This window comes from Pseudomonas sp. GL-R-26 (assembly GCF_019947365.1).
Taxonomy (GTDB): Bacteria; Pseudomonadota; Gammaproteobacteria; order Pseudomonadales; family Pseudomonadaceae; genus Aquipseudomonas.
The window spans coordinates 25,623-50,304 of record NZ_JAGYGI010000030.1; the positions used below are offsets into that span (position 1 = coordinate 25,623).

A 24,682-nucleotide genomic window follows, 5' to 3' on the forward strand; every position below is an offset into this window, starting at 1 on the left:
GGATCTGATGGAGATCCAAATGTGGGAGCGAGCCTGCTCGCGATGGCGGACTGACAGTCGACAACGATGTGACTGTTCCTCAGCCTTCGCGAGCAGGCTCGCTCCCACAAGGGATTGATTGCGTACTTGAATCATCTGTTTCACGGAGTCATCGCCCCTATGAAGCACAACGTCATCCTTGTCGTGCTCGACGGCCTCAACTACGAGGTCGCCCGCCACGCTATGGGGCATCTGCAGGCTTATGCCGGTGCAGGACGTGCCGCACTCTACAAACTGGAGTGCGAGTTGCCAGCCCTGTCCCGCCCGCTGTACGAATGTATCCTGACCGGCGTTCCGCCCATCGACAGCGGTATTGTCCACAACAACGTTTCGCGCCTGTCCAACCAGCGCAGCATCTATCACTACGCCACCGACGCCGGTCTCGTGACTGCGGCGGCGGCTTATCACTGGGTCAGCGAACTGTACAACCGTTCGCCCTTCGTGGCGGCCCGGGATCGTCACACCAATGACCCGCAACTGCCGATCCAGCACGGGCATTTCTACTGGAGCGATCACTACCCGGATTCGCACCTGTTCGCCGACGCCGAAAACCTGCGCCTGCGCCACACGCCGAACTTTTTGCTGATCCACCCGATGAACATCGACGACGCTGGGCACAAGCACGGCCTCGACACCCCGCAGTACCGCAACAGCGCCCGCTCGGCCGACATCATCCTGGCCGACTACCTGCAAGGCTGGCTCGATGCCGGCTATCAGGTGCTGGTCACCGCCGACCACGGCATGAACAACGACCGCTCCCACAACGGCCTGCTGCCGGAAGAACGTGAAGTGCCGCTGTTCGTTCTCGGTGACGCGTTCAGCCTCGACGCCAGTGCCGCCCCGAAACAGACCGAGATCTGCGGCACCGTCTGCCAGCTGCTCGGCGTGCCCCACGACAAACCGGTCTGCCGGGAGCTGTTGAAATGAGTTCCATGACCCGCAGCAAATGGCTGGCAGTCTTATGCCTGGTCCCGTTCGCGCTGTTCTTCATCGTGTTCGAGATCGCACCGCTGACCTGGGTGATGATCAACAGCCTGCAGTCGGAAGAGTTCGGCTGGGGCCTCGCCAATTTCAGCAAAATCTTCAGCTCGAAGTTTTACCTGCAGGCCATCCAGTACAGCCTTGAGATCAGCTTCTGGTCCAGCGTGTTCGGAATCGTCATCGCGATACTGGGCGCCTACTCCCTGCGCCGGGTCGATTCGAAACTGCGCAACTTCGTCAACGCCTTCGCCAACATGACCAGCAACTTCGCCGGTGTGCCCCTGGCCTTCGCGTTCATCATTTTGCTCGGCTTCAACGGCAGCTTCACCATCATGCTCAAGCAGGCCGGAATCATTCAGGACTTCAACCTGTACTCGAAAACCGGGCTGATCATTCTCTACACCTACTTCCAGATTCCCCTCGGCGTGCTGCTGCTGTACCCAGCGTTCGATGCGCTGCGCGAAGACTGGCGCGAGTCCGCTGCGCTACTCGGCGCCGACGGCTGGCAGTACTGGCGACACATCGGCTTGCCGGTGTTGACGCCGGCACTGTTGGGCACCTTTGTGATCCTGCTGGCCAACGCCCTCGGTGCCTACGCCACGGTGTACGCCTTGACCACCGGCAACTTCAACGTGCTGACGATCCGCATCGCGGCGATGGTGTCCGGTGACATTTCCCTGGACCCGAACCTGGCCAGCGCCCTGGCCGTGGTGCTGGTGGCCTTGATGACCCTGGTGACCATCGTGCATCAGTTGCTGTTGAAGAGGAGCTACCATGTCTCGCGCTGAACTGGGGCCCACCGGTGTCTATCACCGCGTCGTGGTGTACCTGCTGTTTGCCATCCTGCTGTTGCCGCTGGCCGGCACGCTGATCTACTCGATCGCCAGCAGTTGGTCGGCGACCGTCCTGCCCAGCGGTTTCACCCTCAAGTGGTACATCCAGCTGTGGAGCGATCCGCGCTTCCTGAATGCGTTCGGGCAATCGCTGCTGGTCTGCGTTGGCTCGCTGATTCTTTCGGTGGTGCTGATTCTGCCGCTGCTGTTCGTGGTGCATTACCACTTCCCGAAACTCGACGCGCTGATGAACATCCTGATCCTGCTGCCCTTCGCCGTGCCGCCGGTGGTGTCGTCGGTGGGGCTGTTGCAGCTCTACGGTTCCGGACCGTTCGCCATGGTCGGGACGCCGTGGATCCTGATCGGTTGCTACTTCACCGTGGCGCTGCCGTTCATGTACCGGGCGATCACCAACAACCTGCAGGCGATCAACCTGCGCGACCTGATGGACGCCGCCCAGTTGCTCGGCGCCAGCACCTGGCAAGCCGCCTTCCTGGTGGTACTGCCGAACCTGCGCAAAGGACTGATGGTGGCGTTGCTGCTGTCGTTCTCGTTCCTGTTCGGTGAGTTCGTGTTCGCCAACATTCTGGTCGGTACCCGCTACGAAACCCTGCAGGTCTATCTCAACAACATGCGCAACAGCAGCGGCCATTTCACCAGTGCGCTGGTGATTTCCTACTTCTTCTTTGTGCTGGTTCTGACCTGGATTGCCAATATCTTGAACAGGGACAAAAGCGAATGAGCTATGTCAGCGTCCAACATCTTCAGAAAAGCTTCGCGGGCACCACGGTATTCAGCGACATCAATTGCGAAATCCAGAAAGGTGAATTCGTCACCCTGCTCGGCCCGTCCGGTTGCGGCAAATCCACCCTGCTGCGCTGCATCGCCGGCCTGACCTCGGTGGATGGCGGCAAGATCCTGCTCGACGGCCAGGACATCGTGCCGGTGAGCCCGCAGAAACGCGGGATCGGCATGGTGTTCCAGAGCTATGCGCTGTTCCCCAACATGACCGTAGAGCAAAACGTCGCCTTCGGCCTGCGCATGCAAAAGGTCAATGCCGACGACAGCCGCAAACGCGTCGCCGAAGTGCTGAAACTGGTGGAACTCAATGATTTTGCCGCGCGCTACCCGCATCAGCTTTCGGGAGGCCAGTGCCAGCGCGTCGCCCTCGCCCGCTCCCTGGTGACCCGGCCACGCCTGTTGTTGCTGGATGAGCCGTTGTCGGCCCTCGACGCGCGGATTCGCAAGCATCTGCGTGAACAGATTCGTCAGATCCAGCGCGAACTGGGCCTGACCACGATTTTCGTCACACACGATCAGGAAGAAGCCCTGACCATGTCTGACCGGATTTTCCTGATGAATCAGGGAAAAATCGTACAAAGCGGCGACGCCGAAACCCTCTACACCGCACCGGTGGATGTGTTCGCCGCCGGTTTCATCGGCAACTACAACCTGCTGGATGCCGACAGCGCTTCGAAGCTGTTGCAGCGTCCGATCAGCAAGCGCATCGCCATTCGCCCGGAAGCCATCGAACTGAGCCTTAACGGCGAACTGGACGCACAGATACGCAGCCACAGCCTGCTGGGCAACGTGATTCGCTACCGGGTCGAAGCCCGGGGCGTGGAATTGGTGGTGGATGTGCTGAACCGCTCGGCGGCCGACCTGCATCCCGATGGTCAGCGCCTGGCGCTTTCCATCGATCCGACGGCCCTGTGTGAGGTAGCTTGAAGGCAGCTGCAAGTTTCAAGCTGCAAGCTTCAAGTTGTAGACTGCTGACCACCTAAATCCAATTCTTGCAGCTTGCAGCTTGAAGCTTGCAGCTGTTCTCAGAGAGAACCCGATGGCCCTGGCAATTTTTGATCTGGACGAAACCCTGATCCACGGCGACTGCGCCTCACTGTGGAGCGAGCAAATGGTCCGCCTCGGCTGGGTCGATGGCGAATCGTTCCTGCGTCGCGACAAGGAGTTGATGGATGCCTACGGCAGGGGCCATCTGGCCATGGAGGACTACATGGCCTTCAGCCTGGAACCGTTGATTGGTCGTACGCCTGAAGAAGTCGCGCACCTGGTTGGTCCGTGGGTGGAGGACTACATCGAGCCGATCATTTTCAGTGACGCCACCAAAGCCATCGCGGCGCACCGCAAGGCCGGCGACCGGATACTGGTGATCTCGGCCTCGGGCACCCATCTGGTCGCCCCCATCGCCGAGCGCCTGGGCATCGACGAGATTCTCGGCATCGAACTGGAAGTGGCCCATGGCGCTTACACCGGCCATACCGTTGGCACCCTGACCTACCGCGAAGGCAAGATCACCCGCTTGCTGGAGTGGCTGGATGCAGAGGAGGAAAACCTCGAAGGCGCGAGCTTCTATTCCGACTCACGCAATGACCTGCCGCTGTTGCTGAAGGTGGATTTTCCACATGTGGTCAACCCGGATCCGGTGTTGCGCGAGCAGGCTGAAAAGGCGGGCTGGCCGATCCACGACTGGAAATAGTGCGGATCTCCCCTGTGGCGAGGGAGCTTGCTCCCGCTGGGCCGCGAAGCGGCCCTAAAATCAGTCACTGTGGCTAGTCAGGCAAAACCGGTTTTCAGGTTTTGCGGCTGCTTCGCAACCGAGCGGGAGCAAGCTCCCTCGCCACAATGGCTCCCACAGGTTCAGTGTTGTCAGCTCAGGCTTTCATCAATCACCAACACCACCTTCCCCGCCACGGTATTACTCGCCAGCTCGGCAAACGCCGCCTCGGCATCCTTGATCGGGAATGTCCTGGCCAGTTGCGGGCTCAATCGCCCCTCGGCAAACAACGGCCACACGTGCTGGCTCAAATCACTGAACAGATCCGCCTTGAACTGATCATCCCGGCTGCGTAGGGTCGAGCCCAGCAACTGCACGCGCTTGGCCAGCACCTGGGCCAGGTCGAGTTTGGCCTCACGGCCGCCCATCAGACCGATCAACACCCAACGGCCGTCCTGCGCCAGCAACTTGAGGTTCAACGCCGCGTAATTGCCGCCCACCGGGTCGAGAATCACGTCGAACGGCCCCAGATCCTGCAGACTCTCCAGGTCACTGTTACGCACCACCCCGCCTTGGGCGCCCAGCGCTTCGCAGTACGCCAACCGCTCGGCGGAGCCGACGCTGACCCAACAGGGGTTACCAAAGGCCTTGCACAGCTGAATGGCCGCTGAACCAATTCCACTTGCCCCGGCATGCAGAAGCACTTTCTGACCCGGTTTGAGCGCAGCCAGTTGAAACAAATTCAACCAGACTGTTGCATAAACTTCAGGCAATGCCGCCGCCTCGACCAGTGACACTCCGTCGGGAACCGCCAGCACATGCCGCCCGTCGACTACCACCTCTTCGGCCATCCCGCCCCCGGCCAGCAAGGCGCACACCCGATCGCCAACCTGCCAGGAGGACCCGGCGCCAACCTCGCTGATGACCCCCGAGCACTCTAGACCAAGCACTTGACTGGCCCCCGGTGGTGGCGGGTAAAGACCGGCTTTCTGCAATAAATCGGCGCGATTGAGACCCGCTGCCGACACTCGGATGCGAACTTGCCCTACATCGCATGTAGGACTCGGCTCATCAACCCACACCACTTGACCGTCAACGCCTTGCAATGCTTTCACAGTGCCTCCATAGTGAGTCTGGACTGAGCCCGAAGCTATAGCGCCGGGCTTTTTGCATTATGCGACCGGCTCCCAAAGAGCCGGCGACTTCAAAGACGGCCTAATATGCGTTATCAATTGTCCCCGCGTCGAATCAGCATGAAGCATCTGTTCCCCAGCACTGCCCTCGCCTTGTTCATCGGTATCGGCTTGCTGCCGATGTCGGGCAATACATTCGCAGCCAATAGCTGGGACAAGCTTCAACCCGATCGTGACGAAGTGATCGCCAGCCTGAACGTCGTGGAGTTGCTCAAGCGCCACCACTACAGCAAGCCGCCACTCGATGACGCACGCTCGGTAATCATCTACGACAGCTACCTCAAGCTGCTGGATCCGTCGCGCAGCTACTTCATGGCCAGCGACATTGCCGAATTCGACAAGTGGAAGACGCAGTTCGACGATTTCCTCAAGAGCGGCGACCTGAACGCCGGGTTCACCATCTACAAGCGCTACCTGGACCGCGTCAAGGCGCGTCTGGACTTCGCCCTTGCCGAGTTGAACAAGGGTGTCGACAAGATCGACTTCACCACCAAGGAAACCTTGCTGATCGATCGCAAGGACGCCCCTTGGCTCAAATCCACCGCAGAACTCGACGACCTGTGGCGCAAACGCGTCAAGGACGAAGTCCTGCGTCAGAAGATCGCCGGCAAGGATTCCAAGCAGATCCAGGAAACCCTGACCAAGCGCTACAAGAATCAGTTGGCGCGCCTGGACCAGACCCGCTCGGAAGACATCTTCCAGGCGTACATCAACACCTTCGCCATGTCCTACGACCCGCACACCAACTATCTGTCGCCGGATAACGCGGAGAACTTCGACATCAACATGAGCCTGTCCCTCGAGGGCATCGGTGCCGTGTTGCAGAGCGATAACGACCAGGTGAAAGTCGTGCGCCTGGTGCCGGCGGGGCCGGCGGACAAGACCAAGCAGGTCGCACCGGCCGACAAGATCATCGGTGTTGCCCAGGGCAACAAGGAAATGGTCGACGTCGTGGGCTGGCGCCTGGACGAAGTGGTCAAGCTGATCCGTGGTCCGAAGGGCACCGTGGTGCGCCTGGAAGTCATCCCGGCCAGCAATGCCCCGAACGACCAGACCACCAAGATCGTGCCGATCACCCGTGAAGCGGTGAAGCTCGAAGATCAGGCCGTGAAGAAATCGGTCTTGAACCTCAAGCAGGACGGCAAGGACTACAAGCTCGGCGTCATCGAGATCCCGGCGTTCTATCTGGACTTCAAGGCCTTCCGTGCCGGCGACCCGGATTACAAGAGCACCACCCGCGACGTCAAGAAGCTGCTGACCGAGTTGCAGAAAGATAAAGTCGACGGCGTGGTCATCGACTTGCGCAACAACGGCGGCGGCTCCTTGCAAGAGGCTACCGAACTGACAAGCCTGTTCATCGACAAAGGTCCGACCGTGCTCGTGCGTAACGCCGATGGCCGGGTCGATGTCCTGGAAGATGAAAACCCGGGCGCGTTCTACAAGGGCCCGATGGCGTTGCTGGTCAACCGCCTGTCCGCCTCGGCTTCGGAGATTTTTGCCGGCGCCATGCAGGACTACCATCGCGCACTGATCATCGGCGGCCAGACCTTCGGCAAAGGCACCGTGCAGACCATTCAGCCGCTCAACCATGGCGAACTGAAACTGACCCTGGCCAAGTTCTACCGGGTTTCCGGGCAGAGCACCCAGCATCAGGGCGTCTTGCCGGACATCGATTACCCGTCGATCATCGACACCAAGGAAATCGGTGAAAGCGCCCTGCCGGAAGCCATGCCGTGGGACACCATCAAGGCGGCAATCAAGCCTTCGGTCGACCCGTTCAAGCCGTACATTTCGCAGCTCCAGTCCGAGCATGACGTGCGTACGGCCAAAGACGCGGAGTTCGTGTTCATCCGCGACAAACTGGCCCTGGCGCAGAAACTGATGGCCGAGAAAACCGTCAGCCTCAATGAATTCGACCGTCGTGCCCAGCACGCTGACATCGAAGCCAAACAGCTGGCCATGGAAAACATCCGTCGCAAGGCCAAGGGCGAAGAACCGCTCAAAGAGCTGAAGAAAGAAGACGAGGACGCCATTGCGGCCGAGGAAGACAAGACCAAACCGGAAGACGACGCCTACCTCAGCGAAACAGGGCGGATTCTGCTGGACTACCTGAAACTCAACACGGCAGTGGCCAAGCACTGAGTTTGTGCAAACAACTGATGGCAATTTAATGCTGACGCCCCTGTAGCGTCATCAAACAGTCATCATTCTGTCGTGAAATAAAGGACCGGGCGTGCTCTTTTTACCAAGGGCACGCCCGGTCCTTTTTTTATTGCCAGAGATCGCCATGACCACAACCGAACAGCTGAGTGCCTTGAGCTCGATCCTGAGTCAAAGCGGTTTACACAGTCTGTTCCAACCGATCATCAGCCTCTCTGAACGACGCATCCTCGGTTACGAAGCCCTCAGTCGCGGCCCCTCCAACAGCCCTCTGCACTCCCCTGTCGCCCTGTTCGCCGTCGCCCGCCAGGCCGGTCGCCTGAGCGAGCTGGAAATTGCCTGCCGCGAAAGCGCTTGCCGACGCTTCAATGAGCAACAACTGCCTGGCATGTTGTTCCTTAACGTGTCCCCGGAGTCCCTGCTCGAAGCGGCCCATCAACCGGGGCGCACCCTGCAATTGCTGCAGGACTTCGGCATCCCGCCGAGCCAGGTGGTCATCGAGCTCACGGAACAGACGCCAACAGACGATTTCCAGCTGCTGCAAACCGCCCTGCATCACTATCGGGCGATGGGGTTTTCGATTGCGCTGGATGATCTGGGAGCGGGATATTCGAGTTTGCGCTTGTGGTCCGAGTTGCGGCCCGATTACGTGAAAATCGACCGGCATTTCATTGATGGCATTCATCAGGATGCGCTCAAGCGCGAGTTCGTCGGCTCGATCCTGCAAATCGCCAAGGCCTCGCGGGCGCAAGTCATCGCCGAAGGTATCGAGCTGGCCGAAGAACTCACGGTGCTGACCGAAATGGGCGTGGACCTGGTGCAGGGCTATCTGCTTTGCCGCCCCCAGGAACACCCGCCACGGGATGCCCGGGCTTTGATGCCCCGACAGAACAGCACCGCCGTTGTACTGAGCGAAGACGGCAGCGACCTCAGCGCCCTGCTCAACGAACTACCCGCGGTGAACCGGGACACCCCGACCGCCACGGTGCTCGAAGCCTTTCGCCGCCAGGCCAACCTGAACTCGCTGGCAGTCCTGGATGAACAGGGTCAGCCCTGCGGCATCGTCCATCGTCATTCGCTCTCCGACGCCCTGCTCAAGCCTTTTGCCACCGACCTGTTCGCCCGCAAGCCCATCAGCCGCCTGATGAACGATGACTTCCTCGCCGTCGAGCTGAGCCAGTCGCTGCAACAGGTCAGCCGCCTGATCACCAGCCGTGCCCGCCAGCGCATCGAAGAAGATTTCATCATCACCCTCAACGGCGGTTATCTGGGATTGGGCCGGGTGATCGACGTGCTCAAGCTGATCACTGAGCTGAAGATCCAGCAGGCCCGCTACGCCAACCCGCTGACCTTGCTTCCGGGCAACGTGCCGATCCAGCAATGCCTGACGCGGCTGCTGCAACAGCGACGAGAATCGGTGATCTGTTACGTGGACATTGATAGCTTCAAACCCTTCAACGACATCTACGGCTATGGTCGCGGCGACGAAGTCCTGCTGTGCCTGGCGCAATGCCTGAACGACCGTGTCGACCCGTCCCGAGACTTCGTCGGCCACATCGGCGGCGATGATTTCCTGCTGGTGCTTGGCCCGGAAGACTGGCGCAAACGGTTGAACCAGTTGCTCGACGACTTCCAGAGCCAGTGCCGGCGTTTCTACCGCAGCGAACACCTGGAAGCCGGCTGCTTCATCGCACCCAATCGCCAGGGTCAGCGCCAGGAGTTTGCGTTGTTGTCGTTGTCGATCGGCGTGGTGCATCTGCACCCACAGGCCTGTGAGCAACTCGATGCGAGCCAGTTGGCCGAGATGGCATCACAGGCCAAGCACCATGCGAAGAATGTGCAAGGCTATAGCGTGCATGTGATTGATAGCCTGGTGGTTTCGACTGTTGATGAGGTGCTCGTTTCCGGGCAACGATAAGGGAGCTTTCCGACTTCACTCCAATCAACGAGGCGCCGAGGAAGACTTCAGCTCTTCAAGTTTGATCGGCGCCAACGGATGGCCGGCCTTCGCCGCGATCTCCCAGAACCGTGCCGCTTCGACCGGATCCGGTGCCTTGCTCGCCGTCCCGGCCAGGGTAATCACGCCCACTTGATACGCCGCCTTGCCATCGCCCGCCAACGCCGCCAGGCGCAACAAACGCACGCCCTCCTCACGAGCACCGAGGCCGACGCCGCGAAACGCCAGGATATGCCCATAGAAGCTCTGGGCGCCGACATTGCCCAGGTTGGCCATGCGTGCGAACTGGCCTTCGAGCCAGCGCCAGCCTCGTGGCTGACGGACAAACCATGACCAGTGAAACAATCGGCGCGCGAGCCAGTAACCGGCCCGCGCCTTGAGTTGCAAGAACACTCAGGCCTCGGCCGATTCCGGGTATTCGTACTCGAACACCCGCACCACTTCCGAAGCATGCCAGGACGCGGCGGCAACGCCGTCCGACGGCCCGGAAAAACGCCCGAGACGCTCGACACATTCAAAGAATCCGGTGCGCGGCAGGCGGCTGGCGCCCTGACTGATCACCAGTGAACTGCGCAATGGCTGCTCCGCCCTGGCGTCCAGGGCCGCCAGATGCTCAAGGGCCGCTGTCAGGGTCTGCATGGCCGGGGTCGGCAGCTGCAAACGTTCGAGCAATGCCCTATACGTCAACAGATGGCGCTGTCGACGCGCCTGATCCAGTTCGCCCAGCAATCCGTCCCAGTGTTGACGACTGATGCGTACGCTCACGATTCATCCCTCCACCCTGGCACCGTCAACTCCCAGGCCAGGCTACGGCGAATCGCAGCGTCGGGCAGACGCTCGCCACTTTCGATCATGGCCAGGTAAGACGGGCTGATGCCTACCGTGCGGGCCAGCGCCTCGATGGCGATGCCCTTCCCCTCGCGCAAACTGCGTAGTTGATCCAGACCCGGAAGAATCGCGTCTGGTGTTGTCGCCTGAGGCTTCGTGGCTTGAGGCGACGCTTGCTCCTTGATACCCGCTGCTTTCAGTAACGCCTGATACTGAGCCCATGGCAGAACCGCATATTCGGGCTCGCCTTCGCGTGTAATTATCTGAATATCCATTACTACCCCGTAGGACAACAACACTTAGCGAGTCAGCACTTTTCCCTAGAAGTGTAATCCTAACAGCGGCCAAGGTCGCGCGGGACATCAATCTGTGAACAGGTCAAAATCGACTCAGTGTTTTTTCGGGCCTTGAAGCTGAAGTTGCTCGGGGGTAGCAGGCAGACGCTCGACCACCGCGAGTTTCTCCGGCACCTGCCGTTTGCGCCAGGCGCGGAAAGCATTGAGCTCGTCGTCGAGTACTTTCATCAGCCACGCAAGTACCGCGATGTCATCGAACATGCCAAACACTGGAATGAAATCCGGGATCGCATCCACCGGGCTGAGGAAGTACATCAGGCCCGCGACCACCGAAACCAGCGCCTTGGGGCTTATGGCGCGATACTCACCACGCCAGTAAGCCAGGCAGAGTGCCTGCAACAGCTTCAAGTCGTCCTTGATCTTGCCCAACCGGTTGCCCTGGCTTGCGCCTTTACTGGCGACCGCGAACAACAGGGTCGGCAATCGACCCCGTGCCAGCAGGCGACCGGCCAGTGGCAGGAAACGAGCGAAACTCCAGGGTGCTTTCATCATTCCTCCCGTTGAAATGTTATCCACACAAATTGTGGATAACCTTGTGAACAGAGCTACTTTTCACCGCTGCAAGCCCCGTTTTACAAGGCCTGCGTTCAGATCGGGCGTTTTTTACTCATCAAAAAAAAACCCATAATTTCATTGACTTGGCGGTCTTGTGCGGCTACCGCCGACGCTACTATGCCTAAGACTCCGGCCTAGAGCGTCTGTTCGTTTTGTTTACCCGTGCCGAACGCCAGATGCAACAACGCCCCGCATGAGCGAGGCGTTGTTATCGAAGCAGGCGCTGGTTACTTGGCAGCGGCGTCTTCTTTTGCCGGATCCTTGATGGCCAGCAGTTCCAGGTCGAATACCAGCACCGAGTTGGCTGGAATCGCCGGGCTCGGGCTCTGAGCGCCGTAAGCCAGGTCAGCAGGGATGTACAGCTTGTACTTCTCGCCAACGTGCATCAGTTGCAGGCCTTCGACCCAACCCGGGATCACACCGCTGACCGGCAGATCGATCGGGCTGCCGCGCTCGACGGAACTGTCGAATACGGTGCCGTTGGTCAGCTTGCCGGTGTAGTGAACGGTCACTACGTCAGTCGGCTTTGGCTGAGGGCCATCGGCTTTCTGCACGACTTCGTACTGCAAGCCCGAAGCGGTGGTGGTCACGCCGGCTTTCTTGGCGTTTTCTTCGAGGAATTTCTTGCCGGCAGCGGCCGACTCTTCGCTCATCTTGGCCATGCGCTCTTCGGCACGCTTTTGCAGTGCGGCGAACGCCTCGACCAACTCTTCGTCTTTGAGCTTCTGCTCTTTCTTGCCGACGGCGTCTTCGATGCCCTGGGCTACAGCCTTGGAATCCAGGTCATCCATGCCTTCCTGAGCCAGGCTCTTGCCCATGTTCAGGCCAATGCCGTAGGAAGCTTTTTGCGCCGGAGTTTTCAGCTCTACGCTGGTCTGCGAATCACAACCCGCGAGTACCAGGCCAACCAGGGCTACCGCCGCCGCCAACCGATGCTGTTTCATGCTATTTCCTTGTTCATGCGCCTAAAGGGCAATCGAGTAAAGCCGCGAGCTTATCAGGCCGCCACGACCAATGGCTACCGGCATGAGAGCCGGAATCAATTGATAAGTTCAGGTGTTTAAACGCTTTTCACAATTCGGCTGATGAAGCTTCTTTCACTTTGCGCCGACGCAGGCGGATTCCGGAACTACAGCATCTGGCGTAATGGCCTCTTGCCGCACCCTGGGTACTCGGGCATAAACGCATGATAATTCGACAAGGATGTTTATCTTGCGCCTCTTCTTTCGCTTGCTGGCTCTCATCGCAGTACTGCTCGGACTGGTCCTGGCCGTGGTTCTTTACTACGTCGCCAACCCGAAACTGCCGGCCTGGTCGCCTGCGCAACAGGTGCATTACCTGGAGCAATGGAGCGCCGCCGATCGCGAGACCTATTACTTCACACCCCAGGGTACTCAGGTCAAAGGCTTGCACTACGACTGGTTCACCGCCCTCGAACTGCCCTTCTCGCAACAACGCTTCGCCGCCCCCGAATACCTCGCCCGCTTCGGTTTCCTGGTGGACCCCGGCCAGAAGCCGACACCGAACAACCCCGGCAACCTCCCCGCAGGCTTTACCCGGCACCAGAATGCGGGGAGCCCGGATGTGTTTCTGGATATCACCTGCGCGGCCTGCCACACCGGTGAACTGCGTTTCAAGGGTCAGGCCGTGCGTATCGACGGCGGCTCGGCACAGCATGTGCTGCCGTCCAGTGTTCCTACGCTCAAAGGCGGCAGTTTCGGACAGGCTCTGGTGGCCAGCCTCGCCTCCACTTACTACAACCCGTGGAAATTCGAGCGCTTTGCACGCAATGTGCTCGGCCAGGACTACGAGACGCGCCACCATCAGTTGCGCATAGATTTCAAATCTTCACTGGATACCTTCCTCAAAGTGGCCTGGAACGACACCCATCGCGGGCTCTATCCGACCGAGGAAGGCCCGGGGCGCACAGACGCCTTCGGGCGCATCGCCAACGCCAGCTTCGGTGATGCGATTTCCCCCGACAACTACCGCGTGGCCAATGCCCCGGTCGATTATCCGCAGTTGTGGGACATGTGGACGTTCGAATGGGTGCAGTGGAACGGCTCGGCGAAGCAACCCATGGCCCGCAACATCGGCGAGGCGTTGGGCGTCGGCGCCACGCTGAACTTCTTCGACAAGAACGGCCAGCCGCTGACGGGTGATGCCCGCTATCCCTCCAGTGTCCGCGTGCGCGATCTGCACCTGATCGAACAAACCCTGCAACGACTTTCGCCTCCGGCCTGGCCGGAAGACCTGTTGGGCACGGTCGACAAGCCCCTGGCAGCCAAGGGCCGCGCCTTGTTCGCCGAAAACTGCGCCGGTTGTCATGTACCGCGCACCAGCCAGGGCGAAGGGCGATACGTCCAGCACCTGAAAATGCTCCCGGTGGATTACATCGGCACCGACCCCGGCGCGGCCAACAACATCGCCGACCACCGCTTCGACCTGACAGCGCTGCAATGGAAGCAGGCGGAACTGGAAAAACTCGATGTCGAGCCAAAACCCGACGAACCACTGGACCTGAGCAAGATATCCGTGGCCAAGGGGCTGGCCTACGTCACCGCATTTGTCCGGGACCGCGCCTATCAAGACGCCAACGTCACCCCTGCCGAGCGTCCTGAAATGGACGGTTTCGGCCTGCCGATCGGTGTGCGCGAATTACGTTCCTACAAGGCCAGACCATTGGCGGGTGTATGGGCGACAGCGCCGTTCCTGCACAACGGTTCGATCCCGAGCATTTATCAATTGCTGTCGCCTCAGGATGAGCGTGCGACCACCTTCTATAAAGGCACCTTCGAATATGACCCGGGACACTTGGGTTACCGAACCGAAGCCTTTACCAACGGTTTTCTGTTCGACACGCGAATAACCGGCAACCACAACAGTGGCCATGAATTCCGCGCCGGCAAACTCGGCAATGGCGTGATCGGCCGCGGGTTACAGCCGCAAGAGCGCTGGGCACTGCTGGAATACCTGAAAGTGCTGGGCGGCCCGCTGGAAGCACAATTGCCATGATCACAGCATCAGTCAGGGGGACTTTTCCATGCTGATAACACTCTGGCTGCGCCTGGGCGCCTTTCTCGCCAGGCTGTTGCTGTGGCTACTGGGTCTCGGCGTGCTGGGCTGGGCCCTGGCCAGCGCCTGGTTTGCCTGGCAGCATCGCGGGCCGGTCTCGGCGCAGGAGTTGATTGCGGACGACGAAGCCGCGATGACCCGGGACATCATCCAGACCGCTGTGCGCATCGTCGATCAGCACCGTGAAAGCACCCGCTACCTGCGCGACGCCCATGCCAAGGCCCACGGCTGTGTGAAGGCCGAGGTTCAGGTGCTGCCGGAACTGCCAGACGAACTGCGCCAGGGCGTATTCAGTGAACCGGGCAAAACCTGGCAAGCGACGATGCGCCTGTCCAACGGCAATGCCTACCCGCAGTTCGACAGCATCCGTGACGCCCGGGGCATGGCGATCAAACTGTTCGATGTACCGGGCAAGCAACTGTTGAGCGACCAGCAGGGGCGAGGCGAACAGGACTTTGTGATGTTCAGCCACCCGAATTTCTTTGTCAGTAATGTCGCCGAGTATCGTCAGAACGTCGCCGCCCAGGCCGACGGTAAAAAGGTAATGGCCTTCTTCCCTGGTTGGGATCCACGCGCCTGGCAGGTTCGCCACCTGTTCATTGCCCTGGCGACACTGGCCCCTGCCCCGTCGAGCCCGACCCAGACGACGTACTTTTCGGTTTCACCCTACAAATTCGGTGAAGCCAATGCGAAGTTCCGGGTCATGCCTGATCCGGAGAGCTGCCCGGCCTACAACCTGCCGGAACAGAATCGCAAGCTGCCGAACTTTCTGCGCAATGCGCTGAACCAACAGCTGTCGACCGACCGGGTGCCTGCGTGTTTCGCCTTGCAGATCCAGCGACAGGACGCCAACAAGTACATGCCGATCGAAGACACCAGCATTGAGTGGCGCGAGAGCGATGCGCCCTTCGAGACGGTGGCGCGGATCAATGTGCCGGCGCAGGACTTCGATACACCGGCGCTGAACCTGCAATGCGACAACCAGTCGTTCAATCCCTGGTTCGGCATCGAGGCGCACCGCCCCATCGGCGGGATCAATCGCCTGCGCAAGGCAGTGTATGAAGCCGTCAGCGACTACCGCCACAGGCGCAACGCCGAGCAATAATCGGGCAGGCACAAAAAAAGCGATCCTCGGATCGCTTTATGGACTGGCCAAACGCCAGACAGCAAAAAGCCCGCACTAGGCGGGCTTTCTGTGGTGACCTGGCGTTCAGTGTTCCAGGTTACCGAATATGGCGCAGCGGACGGGACTCGAACCCGCGACCCCCGGCGTGACAGGCCGGTATTCTAACCGACTGAACTACCGCTGCGCGTAGCGTTGAAAGTAAGTGGTGGGTGATGACGGGATCGAACCGCCGACATTCTGCTTGTAAGGCAGACGCTCTCCCAGCTGAGCTAATCACCCTTTACCTTCGTTGCGGGGCACATTATGCCACAGGTTTTTATAAAGTGTTGATTTATTTGAAGTTTTTTTCAAAAAAATCTAAAAACCGGTGAAACGATGCAACCCACAGGAACAACAGTCAAACTTGAGGCAGAAAAAAACCCGCCTAAGCGGGCTTTTCCGTGGTGACCTGGCGTTCAGTGTTCCAGGTTACCGAATATGGCGCAGCGGACGGGACTCGAACCCGCGACCCCCGGCGTGACAGGCCGGTATTCTAACCGACTGAACTACCGCTGCGCGTAACACTGAAAACGAATGGTGGGTGATGACGGGATCGAACCGCCGACATTCTGCTTGTAAGGCAGACGCTCTCCCAGCTGAGCTAATCACCCTTCGCTTCGGTGTGGCGCGCATTCTACGGAGCGACCCAACCTCTGGCAAGCACTTTTTAAAATAATTTTCTCAGCCCTTCCAAAGGCTTAGAGAAAGGTTGGCCTATGGCACGGCGAAGACAATAATGCCCCCCTTTGTATAAAGGAGAGACTCACCCCATGTGGTTCAAAAACCTGCTTATCTATCGCCTGACCCAAGATCTGCCTGTTGATGCCGAGGCGTTGGAAACTGCACTGGCCACCAAACTGGCGCGCCCATGTGCAAGCCAGGAGTTGACCACCTACGGTTTCGTCGCGCCGTTCGGCAAAGGCGAAGATGCGCCACTGGTACACGTCAGCGGTGACTTCCTGCTGGTGTCCGCGCGCAAGGAAGAACGTATTTTGCCGGGCAGCGTCGTTCGTGACGCGGTCAAGGAAAAGGTCGAAGAGATCGAAGCCGAGCAAATGCGCAAGGTCTATAAGAAGGAACGCGATCAGATCAAGGATGAAATCATCCAGGCCTTCCTGCCCCGCGCCTTTATTCGCCGCTCGTCGACCTTCGCCGCCATCGCGCCGAAACAGGGCCTGATCCTGGTCAACTCGGCCAGCCCGAAACGCGCCGAAGACTTGCTGTCCACATTGCGTGAAGTAATCGGCACCCTGCCGGTGCGTCCACTGACCGTGAAGATGTCCCCGACCGCGACCATGACCGAGTGGGTCACCACCCAGAAAGCCGCGGACGATTTCTTTGTATTGGACGAGTGCGAACTGCGCGACACCCACGAAGACGGCGGCATCGTGCGTTGCAAGCGCCAGGACCTGACCAGCGAAGAAATCCAGCTGCACCTGAGCACCGGCAAAGTGGTCACTCAACTGTCCCTGGCCTGGCAGGACAAACTGTCGTTCGTCCTCGACGACAAAATGGTGGTCAAGCGCCTGAAGTTCGAAGACCTGCTGCAAGACCAGGCGGAACAGGACGGCGGCGAGGAAGCCCTGGGCCAGCTGGACGCCAGCTTCACCCTGATGATGCTGACCTTCGGCGACTTCCTGCCGGCGCTGGTTGAAGCGCTGGGTGGCGAAGAGACTCCGCAGGGGATCTGAATCAGTCGATGAATACCCTGTGGGAGCGAGCTTGCTCGCGATAGCGGAATGTCAGTCAACATCCCTGTTGAATGGTAGTCCCTCATTGCGAGCAAGCTCGCTCCCACAGTTTTATGTAGCGTGTCTAAAAACAAGGATCGGACCATGCGCGCACTGGCTGCATTGAGTCGTTTTGTCGGCAATACCTTCGCTTACTGGGTACTGATTTTCGCTGTCGTGGCGTTTCTGCAGCCCGCATGGTTCCTCGGCCTCAAGAGCGCCATCGTGCCCTTGCTGGGGCTGGTGATGTTCGGCATGGGCCTGACCCTCAAACTCGAAGACTTCGCCGAAGTCGCTCGCCATCCATGGCGCGTGGCCCTGGGCGTGGTTGCACATTTCGTGATCATGCCCGGCGTGGCGTGGTTGCTCTGCCAAGCGTTCCACTTGCCGCCGGAAATCGCCGTCGGCGTGATTCTGGTTGGCTGCTGCCCGAGCGGCACCTCGTCGAACGTGATGACCTGGCTGGCCCGTGGCGACCTGGCGCTGTCGGTGGCCATCGCCGCCGTCACCACCCTCCTCGCCCCGCTGCTGACTCCAGCCCTGATCTGGCTGCTGGCCTCGGCCTGGTTGCCGGTGTCGTTCATGGAGTTGTTCTGGTCGATCCTGCAAGTGGTGCTGTTGCCAATCGTGCTGGGGGTGGTTGCCCAACGGGTGTTCGGCGACAAGGTTCGCCACGCCGTGGACGTGTTGCCGCTGGTGTCGGTGGTCAGCATCGTGATCATCGTCACGGCAGTCGTCGCCGCCAGCCAGGCGAAGATTGCCGAGTCCGGCCTGTTGATCATGGCCGTGGTCATGCTGCACAACAGCTTCGGCTACCTGCTGGGATACTTCACCGGGCGCCTGTTCAAGCTGCCACTGGCCCAGCGCAAGTCCCTGGCCCTGGAAGTCGGCATGCAGAACTCCGGATTGGGTGCCGCGTTGGCGAGTGCGCACTTCTCGCCGCTGGCGGCGGTGCCAAGTGCGTTGTTCAGTGTCTGGCACAACATTTCCGGAGCATTGCTCTCCACGTATTTCCGCCGCATGAGCGAGAAACAGGATCGGGAAATGGCGGCGCAACAGGTCAGTGACTGACTCGCGATCTTGATCCGCGATCTTGATCCGCGATCTTGATCTGAAAACTTGATCCCTGGGTTAATGCTGGGCACTATATTGCGCAACGCGAGGACGACCTCGCGGCTCGATCGAGTCATTAATCAGGGGACGACCCCGTCAGACGATGGAGGTATTCATGTCCTGGATCATTCTGTTTTTCGCCGGCCTGTTCGAAGTCGGCTGGGCCGTCGGCCTCAAGTACACCGACGGCTTCACCCGCCCGCTCCCCACTGTGTTGACCGTTGCAGCCATGGCTATCAGCCTTGGCTTGCTCGGCCTTGCAATGAAGGAATTGCCGCTGGGTACGGCCTATGCGATCTGGACCGGGGTCGGAGCCGTTGGCACGGTGATCGCCGGGATCATCCTGTTTGGCGAATCCATGGCGCTGGTGCGGTTGGCGAGTGTGGCGTTGATCATTTCCGGGCTTGTTGGCCTGAAGGTCAGCGCTTAACTTTCAGACCGCCATCGTCGGATCGCCGCCCGGAGACAAGCTCGCTCCCACAGGGATTGAAGGCGTGCCTACTGTGTGGCACAACACAAAACCTGTAGGAGCGAGCCTGCTCGCGAAGCGGCTCGCGCAAACAACCGCTATCTGACAGCCCCGCGCAACTCCCCCACCAACGCCTGCAACTTCGCCGGCTCCGCCACTTCAACCGCCACCGCCGGCCCTGCAACCAATGTCACCCGCGACCACAGGCGATGAAACAGCCCCTTACCCGGATCGCGGCTGAAGAAACTCCCCCACAACCCCTGCAAGGCCAGCGGAATCACCGGCACCGGCGTCTCTTCGAGAATCCGCGTCAACCCGCCCCTGAACTCATTGATCTCGCCATCGGCGGTCAATTTACCCTCGGGGAAGATGCACACCAGCTCACCGTCCTTCAGATACCGGGCAATTCGCGTGAAGGCTTGTTCATATATCTGGATATCTTCCTGGCGCCCAGCTATCGGAATCGTCCCCGCGGTACGGAAGATGAAGTTCAGCACCGGCAGGTTGTAGATTTTGTAGTACATGACAAAGCGAATCGGCCGACGTACCGCGCCGCCAATCAGCAAGGCGTCGACGAATGACACGTGATTGCACACCAGCAACGCCGCGCCTTCATCGGGGATCAAATCCAGATTGCGATGCTCGACGCGGTACATGGAGTGGCTGAGCAGCCAGATCATGAAACGCATGGTGAACTCGGGGACGATCTTGAAGATGTAGGCGTTGACGCCGATGTTCAGCAACGACACCACCAGGAACAGCTGCGGGATCGACAGCTTGGCCACACTCAGCAAGACGATCGAGACAATCGCCGACACCACCATGAACAACGCATTGAGGATGTTGTTGGCGGCAATCACCCGCGCCCGTTCGTTCTCCGCGGTACGAGACTGGATCAGCGCGTACAGCGGCACGATGTAGAAACCGCCGAAGACGCCCAGGCCGAGGATATCGAACAACACCAGCCAGGCGTGGCCAAAACCGAGGATCTCGATCCAGCCATGGCCGGTGGCGCTGTCCGGGATTCCACCAGAATGCCACCACAGCAGCAGACCGAAAACGGTCAGGCCGAACGATCCGAACGGCACCAGGCCAATCTCTACTTTGCGCCCCGAGAGCTTCTCGCACAGCAGCGAACCCAATGCGATACCGACCGAGAACACCGTCAGAATCAGCGTCACCACGGTTTCGTCGCCGTGCATCCATTCCTTGGCATAGGCCGGGATCTGCGTCAGGTAAATCGCCCCGACAAACCAGAACCACGAGTTACCGACAATCGAGCGTGACACTGCCGGCGTTTGCCCCAGGCCCAGTTTCAACGTGGCCCAGGACTGGCTGAAGATGTTCCAGTTCAGGCGCATTTGCGGCGTGGCGGCCGCCGCACGGGGAATGCTGCGACTGGCCAGGTAGCCGAGCACGGCAGTGCCGATGATCGCCATGGACACCACCGGCGCGTAATGCGCCGAAGACATCATGACCCCGGCGCCAATGGTGCCGGCAAGGATCGCCAGGAAGGTGCCCATTTCCACCAGGCCGTTGCCGCCTACCAGCTCATCTTCATGCAGGGCTTGTGGCAGGATCGAGTATTTCACCGGCCCGAACAGCGCCGAGTGGGTGCCCATGGCGAACAGCGCCACCAGCATCAACGACAGGTGATCGAACATGAAGCCGACGGCGCCGACCGCCATGATGGCGATTTCCCCAAGCTTGATCAGGCGGATCAACGCGTCCTTGGCGAACTTTTCCCCGAATTGCCCGGCCAGCGCCGAGAACAGGAAAAACGGCAGGATAAACAGCAGCGCACACAGGTTGACCCAGATCGAGCGGTCACCTTCGATGGTCAGCTTGTACAAAATGGCGAGGATCAACGACTGCTTGAACACGTTGTCGTTGAACGCCCCGAGGGACTGGGTGATGAAGAACGGCAGGAAGCGCCGGGTGCGCAGCAAGGTGAACTGTGAGGGGTGACTCATCTTCCATGTGTCCCTGATGTTAGGTAGCAAGTGGCCTGGATTCTTATTGGATTATCAAAAGTCGATCCAGGCCACACCTTACCTAATCTTTGCCGGTTATTTCTTCAATCCGGCAATGCACGGCGAGACAAACAGCTCACCGCGCCAGGCGCCCAGCACCGTGCGCTTGCCGACGATCAGCCACATCACCGCCAGCAACGCCACCAGCACGCAGCCAAACACACTGAAGAACGTCAGGTTCAAGGTACTGGCCAGCTTCAACGTCGCCAGAGAATAGACGCCCAGCGGGAAAGTGAAGCCCCACCAGCCGAGATTGAAGGGAATGCCGGCACGCAGGTAGCGCGCAGTGATCAGCAACGCCATCAGCATCCACCACAAGCCGAAACCCCACAGGGTGATGCCGGCTACCAGACCCAGTCCTGCAGCAATCTCTCCGACTCCCGGCATACCGTTGGCCGCGAAAATCAGCGGTGCGTCGCCGCCCAGTACCAGCATGCCCAGCGCACCGGTGCCGATCGGGCCAAGGGCCAGCCAGCTCGAGGCGGCCATGTTTTCGTGAGGCAACTTATGCAGAGCCATGCGCAGCAACAGAATGGTCAGGATGCTGAAGGCCACCGGCAGGGAAAACGCCCAGAGCACGTAGCTGGTCACCAGCACCACCAGTTGCGAATGAGCGTCGGCCAAGTGCGGCGCCAACAGCCCCCCGCTGGCGGCCGCCACTTCTGCCGCGACCACCGGCAACAGCCAGACCGCTGTCATCTGGTCGATGCTGTGCTCCTGACGGGTGAACATCATGTAGGGAATCAGCACGCCGCAGGCCAGCGACATGGCCACATCCAGCCACCACAGCACCTCGGCGACGTGAATCACACCTTCGCCCCAGCGCGGCAGGCCAAACACCAGGAAGCCATTGATGATGGTCGCCAGGCCCATGGGGATGGTGCCGAAAAACATCGAAACCGTGGAGTGGCCGAAAATCCGCCGCGCTTCGTCGAAAAACAGTACCCAACGCGCCGTGTATACCGCCGTAAACAGCAGGAACAGAGCGATATTGAACAGCCAGAGGGCTTCGGCAAAGGCGTGCAAGGCAGGCATGGCGACCGGCAATTGCGCCAGTGCCAACGCCAGCACGCCGGTGCCCATGGTGGCCGCGAACCAGTTGGGGGTGAACTGGCGGATCACCTCGCGGGGATGTTGCAAGTGACTGAAAGGTTTGATTCCGGGCTTGATGCTATTGGCGCATGTCATGGCGAACTCCTGTCCTCTCGTGAGGTAGAGCCCATGTTAGATCTGAATAGAATATCTATATAACGGGTAATATCTCTATATCTTATCGATATTGCCTATATGCGATCAGACACTTCCTTCCGATTCGACCACCAATATCCGAGCCGGCCCTACCGGATGCGCCACATGCTCAGTGCCAACCGAGGCATAAAAAATGTCACCGACCTCCAGCAAAGCTTCCCGCTCCACCCCATCTTCGCGATAACGCATCTGCACCTGGCCATCGAGCACCACGAACACTTCCTCGCCATCGTTGACGTGCCACTTGTAGGGCTGATCGGTCCAGTGCAGCCGCGTGGTGATGCCGTTCATGCTGGCGATGTCCAGCGCGGCCCAGGCACGCTCGCCAGTGAACGATTTGCTGCGGATGATTTTCATGGTCCGATCCTTCGAGTGAGCTGAGAGGGGCCAAGGCTAACTCAATTTTACCGGTTGGCCTCGCAGGCCCTGACCGAACGTGATCGCAGTAAACCCGCCATTGCACTGAGGGCCAGCACCATCAGCACCGCACAATAACCATCGGTCGTTGCCACCAGACCAAAGGTCCGCGCCAGGTTGCCGGCCAGCAGCGCCGGCAGGCAGAACGCCAGATAACTCAGCGCGTAATACGCCGACATCAACCCGGCGCGCTCATGGGGCAAGGCCAGCGGCACCAGACTGCGCACCGCCCCGAGGAAACCGGCGCCGAAGCCACAACCGGCGACCAGCGTGCCGAGGAAAAACAGCGGCAAGCTGGCGCTGTGCACACCCAGTAGAATCAGGACAACTCCCGCCGGCAACGAACTGGCGCCCAGTTGCAGCGCCTTGGTCGCCGCCTGATTGCGCAGGGTGTAAATCATCAGGGCGCCGGTCACCGTCAATGCGGCGACGGTCGCCCCGCCAATCAGGTTCGAGGTTGAACCGGTCGCCGTACGCACCAGTGAAGGTGCCAGCGACGCGTAGAATCCGCCCAGCGCCCAGGTCGCCGTGTTGAGCGGCAACACCCGCCACAACGTTGCGCGCGCCTGGACAGGCACATGCAGGGTGGGTCGCAATGATGCCCAAGCTCCGGACTGGCGCGTGACGCTCTCCGGCAAACGCCAGACAAATACGGCCTGCATCGCGAACAGAACAAGTAACAGCCAATAGGTCAGGTGCAACGGCGCCGGGGCAAACTCGGCCAGCAAACCGCAGCCCATTCCACCCAGGGCCATGCCGAGCAAGGGCGCGACGCTATTGACCAGTGGGCCTTGCTGGCGATCGGTGTCCAGCAAGGTTGCACTCAACACGGCGGTTGCCATGCCGGTGGCAAACCCTTGCAGGACCCGGGCACTGATCAGCCACGCAACGCTGTCGGCGTAGATAAACAGCAACATCGCCAGGATGTTCAGCAGCACCGCCGTAAAGATCACCGGTTTGCGCCCCAGGTAATCCGACAGCGAGCCGACCGTCAGCAACGCCGCCAACAGGCTGAGGGCGTACACGCCGAAAATCAGGGTCAGGGTCGCTGCCGAAAACTGCATCTGTTCCTGATACAGGTGATACAGCGGCGTCGGCGCAGTGGAGGCCGCCAGGAAACTGAGCAAGGTAACGGCCAGAAACCACAGGCTGGCTCGGTTTGAATGAGAACTGGACATGGGCACACTCCGCAAAAGCTAACTTTTCGCTTTTGCGGAGTGTGCTACTGGATCCCTCTTAAAGCAAATTCTTTGTGTTAAGGTCCGAAACATGACTTTCAGGACCGGGTGCCAGCCGCAAGACCCGGTGCAATACAGGAAACACAAGATGACAGCTCCCACATTACGCCCCGGTGGCCGTAGCGCCCGGGTACAAGAGTCGATTCATTCGGCCGTGCGCCAACTCCTCGAGGAACAGGACCGCGCCAGCGTGACGGTGCCGCAAATTGCGGCGCGCGCGGGTGTCACCCCGTCCACCATCTATCGACGCTGGGGCGATGTGTCGGCGCTGCTGGCCGACGTCGCCCTCGCCCGCATGCAGCCCGACAACGAGCCGGCCAATACCGGCAGCCTTCACGGTGACGTGCGGGCGTGGGCCGAGCAGTACCTGGACGAGATGAGCTCCGAGCCCGGCCGCAACATGCTGTGCGACGTGCAGGCGGCGCTGAAGCCGAGTTATTGCGCGACCATTATTGGCGGGCAACTTCAGACGATTCTGGATCGCTATCCAAATGAGCCCAAGCCCGGTGTCGATCACCTGATCAATCTGATCGCCGCGCCAACGGTGTTTCGCATCCTGTTTTCCGAGGCGCCGCTGGAGGTTGAGGAATTGCACCGGTTGATCGAGCTCGCATTCAGTCAGTGAGGCCCCCATCGTCGGAACGCCGCCCGGACCAAGCTCGCTCCCACAGGGGACGGCGAACAAAGGGCAAATGTGGGAGCGAGCTTGCTCGCGATGGGGCCGGTTCAGGCACTGCAAATCCTCCTGCGACACCCCACCACGCCACGACCTTGGTCGAC

Annotated in this window: 23 protein-coding genes and 4 tRNA genes; 13 read left to right on the forward strand and 14 right to left on the reverse strand. The window is 60.0% G+C overall.

Annotated elements, in window-relative coordinates; translation table 11 throughout:
- Positions 1 to 159: 159 nt before the first annotated feature.
- From KGA96_RS24425 to KGA96_RS24445, 5 genes are all read left to right on the forward strand, one after another.
- Positions 160 to 966 carry an alkaline phosphatase family protein gene (locus KGA96_RS24425; RefSeq protein ID WP_046037593.1) on the forward strand — a complete coding sequence of 269 codons (807 nt, stop codon included), beginning with the start codon at positions 160 to 162 and terminating at the stop codon, positions 964 to 966.
- Positions 963 to 1,808, forward strand: a complete 846-nt coding sequence (locus KGA96_RS24430) for an ABC transporter permease (protein WP_046037594.1) — start codon at positions 963 to 965, stop codon at positions 1,806 to 1,808. The genes KGA96_RS24425 and KGA96_RS24430 overlap by 4 nt, the downstream gene beginning before the upstream one ends.
- On the forward strand, positions 1,795 to 2,595 hold the full coding sequence (locus tag KGA96_RS24435; RefSeq protein WP_046037595.1) for an ABC transporter permease: 801 nt from the start codon (positions 1,795 to 1,797) through the stop codon (positions 2,593 to 2,595). The genes KGA96_RS24430 and KGA96_RS24435 overlap by 14 nt, the downstream gene beginning before the upstream one ends.
- Complete coding sequence (locus tag KGA96_RS24440; protein WP_046037596.1) at positions 2,592 to 3,581, forward strand: ABC transporter ATP-binding protein; 990 nt, start codon at positions 2,592 to 2,594, stop codon at positions 3,579 to 3,581. Before KGA96_RS24435 ends, KGA96_RS24440 begins: the two co-directional genes overlap by 4 nt.
- A gap of 112 nt (positions 3,582 to 3,693) precedes the next feature.
- Positions 3,694 to 4,347, forward strand: a complete 654-nt coding sequence (locus tag KGA96_RS24445) for an HAD family hydrolase (protein ID WP_223467095.1) — start codon at positions 3,694 to 3,696, stop codon at positions 4,345 to 4,347.
- Positions 4,348 to 4,517: 170 nt separating this feature from the next.
- On the opposite strand, the gene KGA96_RS24450 is transcribed toward KGA96_RS24445, so the two are convergent.
- On the reverse strand, positions 4,518 to 5,480 hold the full coding sequence (locus KGA96_RS24450; RefSeq protein ID WP_223467097.1) for a zinc-binding dehydrogenase: 963 nt from the start codon (positions 5,478 to 5,480) through the stop codon (positions 4,518 to 4,520).
- A 138-nt stretch (positions 5,481 to 5,618) separates the two neighbouring features.
- On the opposite strand from KGA96_RS24450, the gene KGA96_RS24455 reads away from it, so the two are divergent.
- Positions 5,619 to 7,700, forward strand: coding sequence for a carboxy terminal-processing peptidase (locus tag KGA96_RS24455; protein ID WP_185754729.1), 2,082 nt, complete (start codon positions 5,619 to 5,621; stop codon positions 7,698 to 7,700).
- A gap of 145 nt (positions 7,701 to 7,845) precedes the next feature.
- On the forward strand, positions 7,846 to 9,636 hold the full coding sequence (locus tag KGA96_RS24460) for a bifunctional diguanylate cyclase/phosphodiesterase (protein ID WP_046037600.1): 1,791 nt from the start codon (positions 7,846 to 7,848) through the stop codon (positions 9,634 to 9,636).
- A 24-nt stretch (positions 9,637 to 9,660) separates the two neighbouring features.
- Here the strand turns inward: KGA96_RS24460 and KGA96_RS24465 are convergent, their stop codons facing one another.
- From KGA96_RS24465 to KGA96_RS24485, 5 genes are all read right to left on the reverse strand, one after another.
- Entirely contained in the window at positions 9,661 to 10,068 is a 408-nt protein-coding gene (locus KGA96_RS24465) for a hypothetical protein (protein ID WP_046037601.1), read from the reverse strand.
- Positions 10,069 to 10,440 carry a hypothetical protein gene (locus KGA96_RS24470; protein ID WP_007898892.1) on the reverse strand — a complete coding sequence of 124 codons (372 nt, stop codon included), beginning with the start codon at positions 10,438 to 10,440 and terminating at the stop codon, positions 10,069 to 10,071.
- A complete protein-coding gene (locus KGA96_RS24475; RefSeq protein WP_046037760.1) occupies positions 10,437 to 10,778 on the reverse strand; it encodes a helix-turn-helix transcriptional regulator in 342 nt (113 codons plus the stop codon). Before KGA96_RS24475 ends, KGA96_RS24470 begins: the two co-directional genes overlap by 4 nt.
- A gap of 114 nt (positions 10,779 to 10,892) precedes the next feature.
- Positions 10,893 to 11,348: a YkvA family protein gene (locus KGA96_RS24480; protein ID WP_046037602.1), complete on the reverse strand. Its 456-nt coding sequence runs from the start codon at positions 11,346 to 11,348 to the stop codon at positions 10,893 to 10,895.
- Between the two features lie 293 nt (positions 11,349 to 11,641).
- Positions 11,642 to 12,358 carry an FKBP-type peptidyl-prolyl cis-trans isomerase gene (locus tag KGA96_RS24485; protein WP_046037603.1) on the reverse strand — a complete coding sequence of 239 codons (717 nt, stop codon included), beginning with the start codon at positions 12,356 to 12,358 and terminating at the stop codon, positions 11,642 to 11,644.
- A 268-nt stretch (positions 12,359 to 12,626) separates the two neighbouring features.
- Between KGA96_RS24485 and KGA96_RS24490 the strand changes: the two genes are divergently transcribed.
- Together KGA96_RS24490 and KGA96_RS24495 are read left to right on the forward strand one after the other, a co-directional pair.
- On the forward strand, positions 12,627 to 14,429 hold the full coding sequence (locus tag KGA96_RS24490) for a di-heme-cytochrome C peroxidase (protein ID WP_223515189.1): 1,803 nt from the start codon (positions 12,627 to 12,629) through the stop codon (positions 14,427 to 14,429).
- Positions 14,430 to 14,457: 28 nt separating this feature from the next.
- Complete coding sequence (locus KGA96_RS24495; RefSeq protein ID WP_046037605.1) at positions 14,458 to 15,594, forward strand: catalase family protein; 1,137 nt, start codon at positions 14,458 to 14,460, stop codon at positions 15,592 to 15,594.
- A 128-nt stretch (positions 15,595 to 15,722) separates the two neighbouring features.
- Here the strand turns inward: KGA96_RS24495 and KGA96_RS24500 are convergent.
- The 4 genes from KGA96_RS24500 to KGA96_RS24515 all read right to left on the reverse strand — a co-directional run bounded on the left by KGA96_RS24500 (position 15,723) and on the right by KGA96_RS24515 (position 16,265).
- A tRNA-Asp gene (locus KGA96_RS24500) sits at positions 15,723 to 15,799 on the reverse strand.
- A gap of 19 nt (positions 15,800 to 15,818) precedes the next feature.
- A tRNA-Val gene (locus tag KGA96_RS24505) sits at positions 15,819 to 15,894 on the reverse strand.
- Positions 15,895 to 16,093: 199 nt separating this feature from the next.
- Positions 16,094 to 16,170: transfer RNA gene (locus KGA96_RS24510), tRNA-Asp, on the reverse strand.
- Between the two features lie 19 nt (positions 16,171 to 16,189).
- Positions 16,190 to 16,265 (reverse strand) — tRNA-Val (locus KGA96_RS24515).
- A gap of 159 nt (positions 16,266 to 16,424) precedes the next feature.
- On the opposite strand from KGA96_RS24515, the gene rdgC reads away from it, so the two are divergent.
- From rdgC to sugE, 3 genes are all read left to right on the forward strand, one after another.
- Complete coding sequence (gene rdgC / locus KGA96_RS24520) at positions 16,425 to 17,345, forward strand: recombination-associated protein RdgC (RefSeq protein WP_110662726.1); 921 nt, start codon at positions 16,425 to 16,427, stop codon at positions 17,343 to 17,345.
- Between the two features lie 144 nt (positions 17,346 to 17,489).
- The gene (locus tag KGA96_RS24525; RefSeq protein WP_223467108.1) at positions 17,490 to 18,455 is read left to right on the forward strand and encodes a bile acid:sodium symporter family protein; all 966 of its coding nucleotides are present in this window, start codon (positions 17,490 to 17,492) and stop codon (positions 18,453 to 18,455) included.
- Between the two features lie 157 nt (positions 18,456 to 18,612).
- Positions 18,613 to 18,927: a quaternary ammonium compound efflux SMR transporter SugE gene (sugE, locus tag KGA96_RS24530; RefSeq protein ID WP_007977599.1), complete on the forward strand. Its 315-nt coding sequence runs from the start codon at positions 18,613 to 18,615 to the stop codon at positions 18,925 to 18,927.
- 137 nt (positions 18,928 to 19,064) lie between these two features.
- Here the strand turns inward: sugE and KGA96_RS24535 are convergent, their stop codons facing one another.
- The 4 genes from KGA96_RS24535 to KGA96_RS24550 all read right to left on the reverse strand — a co-directional run bounded on the left by KGA96_RS24535 (position 19,065) and on the right by KGA96_RS24550 (position 23,842).
- A complete protein-coding gene (locus KGA96_RS24535) occupies positions 19,065 to 20,939 on the reverse strand; it encodes an MFS transporter (RefSeq protein WP_223467110.1) in 1,875 nt (624 codons plus the stop codon).
- A 96-nt stretch (positions 20,940 to 21,035) separates the two neighbouring features.
- Positions 21,036 to 22,187, reverse strand: coding sequence for a TDT family transporter (locus tag KGA96_RS24540; protein WP_223467112.1), 1,152 nt, complete (start codon positions 22,185 to 22,187; stop codon positions 21,036 to 21,038).
- A 105-nt stretch (positions 22,188 to 22,292) separates the two neighbouring features.
- Entirely contained in the window at positions 22,293 to 22,604 is a 312-nt protein-coding gene (locus KGA96_RS24545; RefSeq protein WP_046037609.1) for a cupin domain-containing protein, read from the reverse strand.
- A gap of 47 nt (positions 22,605 to 22,651) precedes the next feature.
- On the reverse strand, positions 22,652 to 23,842 hold the full coding sequence (locus KGA96_RS24550) for an MFS transporter (protein WP_046037610.1): 1,191 nt from the start codon (positions 23,840 to 23,842) through the stop codon (positions 22,652 to 22,654).
- Between the two features lie 148 nt (positions 23,843 to 23,990).
- Between KGA96_RS24550 and KGA96_RS24555 the strand changes: the two genes are divergently transcribed.
- Positions 23,991 to 24,527, forward strand: a complete 537-nt coding sequence (locus tag KGA96_RS24555; RefSeq protein WP_223467114.1) for a TetR/AcrR family transcriptional regulator — start codon at positions 23,991 to 23,993, stop codon at positions 24,525 to 24,527.
- The last annotated feature ends 155 nt before the right edge of the window (positions 24,528 to 24,682 follow it).

Bases quoted from the DNA above. Each gene is read 5' to 3' on its own strand.
- rdgC (WP_110662726.1), top strand. From the start codon at position 16,425: ATGTGGTTCAAAAACCTGCTTATCTATCGCCTGACCCAAGATCTGCCT.
- KGA96_RS24525 (WP_223467108.1), top strand. From the start codon at position 17,490: ATGCGCGCACTGGCTGCATTGAGTCGTTTTGTCGGCAATACCTTCGCT.
- KGA96_RS24540 (WP_223467112.1), bottom strand. From the start codon at position 22,187: ATGACATGCGCCAATAGCATCAAGCCCGGAATCAAACCTTTCAGTCAC.
- KGA96_RS24455 (WP_185754729.1), top strand. From the start codon at position 5,619: ATGAAGCATCTGTTCCCCAGCACTGCCCTCGCCTTGTTCATCGGTATC.
- KGA96_RS24425 (WP_046037593.1), top strand. From the start codon at position 160: ATGAAGCACAACGTCATCCTTGTCGTGCTCGACGGCCTCAACTACGAG.
- KGA96_RS24435 (WP_046037595.1), top strand. From the start codon at position 1,795: ATGTCTCGCGCTGAACTGGGGCCCACCGGTGTCTATCACCGCGTCGTG.
- KGA96_RS24445 (WP_223467095.1), top strand. From the start codon at position 3,694: ATGGCCCTGGCAATTTTTGATCTGGACGAAACCCTGATCCACGGCGAC.
- KGA96_RS24535 (WP_223467110.1), bottom strand. From the start codon at position 20,939: ATGAGTCACCCCTCACAGTTCACCTTGCTGCGCACCCGGCGCTTCCTG.
- KGA96_RS24480 (WP_046037602.1), bottom strand. From the start codon at position 11,348: ATGAAAGCACCCTGGAGTTTCGCTCGTTTCCTGCCACTGGCCGGTCGC.
- sugE (WP_007977599.1), top strand. From the start codon at position 18,613: ATGTCCTGGATCATTCTGTTTTTCGCCGGCCTGTTCGAAGTCGGCTGG.
- KGA96_RS24460 (WP_046037600.1), top strand. From the start codon at position 7,846: ATGACCACAACCGAACAGCTGAGTGCCTTGAGCTCGATCCTGAGTCAA.
- KGA96_RS24430 (WP_046037594.1), top strand. From the start codon at position 963: ATGAGTTCCATGACCCGCAGCAAATGGCTGGCAGTCTTATGCCTGGTC.
- KGA96_RS24485 (WP_046037603.1), bottom strand. From the start codon at position 12,358: ATGAAACAGCATCGGTTGGCGGCGGCGGTAGCCCTGGTTGGCCTGGTA.
- KGA96_RS24495 (WP_046037605.1), top strand. From the start codon at position 14,458: ATGCTGATAACACTCTGGCTGCGCCTGGGCGCCTTTCTCGCCAGGCTG.
- KGA96_RS24555 (WP_223467114.1), top strand. From the start codon at position 23,991: ATGACAGCTCCCACATTACGCCCCGGTGGCCGTAGCGCCCGGGTACAA.
- KGA96_RS24545 (WP_046037609.1), bottom strand. From the start codon at position 22,604: ATGAAAATCATCCGCAGCAAATCGTTCACTGGCGAGCGTGCCTGGGCC.
- KGA96_RS24550 (WP_046037610.1), bottom strand. From the start codon at position 23,842: ATGTCCAGTTCTCATTCAAACCGAGCCAGCCTGTGGTTTCTGGCCGTT.
- KGA96_RS24475 (WP_046037760.1), bottom strand. From the start codon at position 10,778: ATGGATATTCAGATAATTACACGCGAAGGCGAGCCCGAATATGCGGTT.
- KGA96_RS24440 (WP_046037596.1), top strand. From the start codon at position 2,592: ATGAGCTATGTCAGCGTCCAACATCTTCAGAAAAGCTTCGCGGGCACC.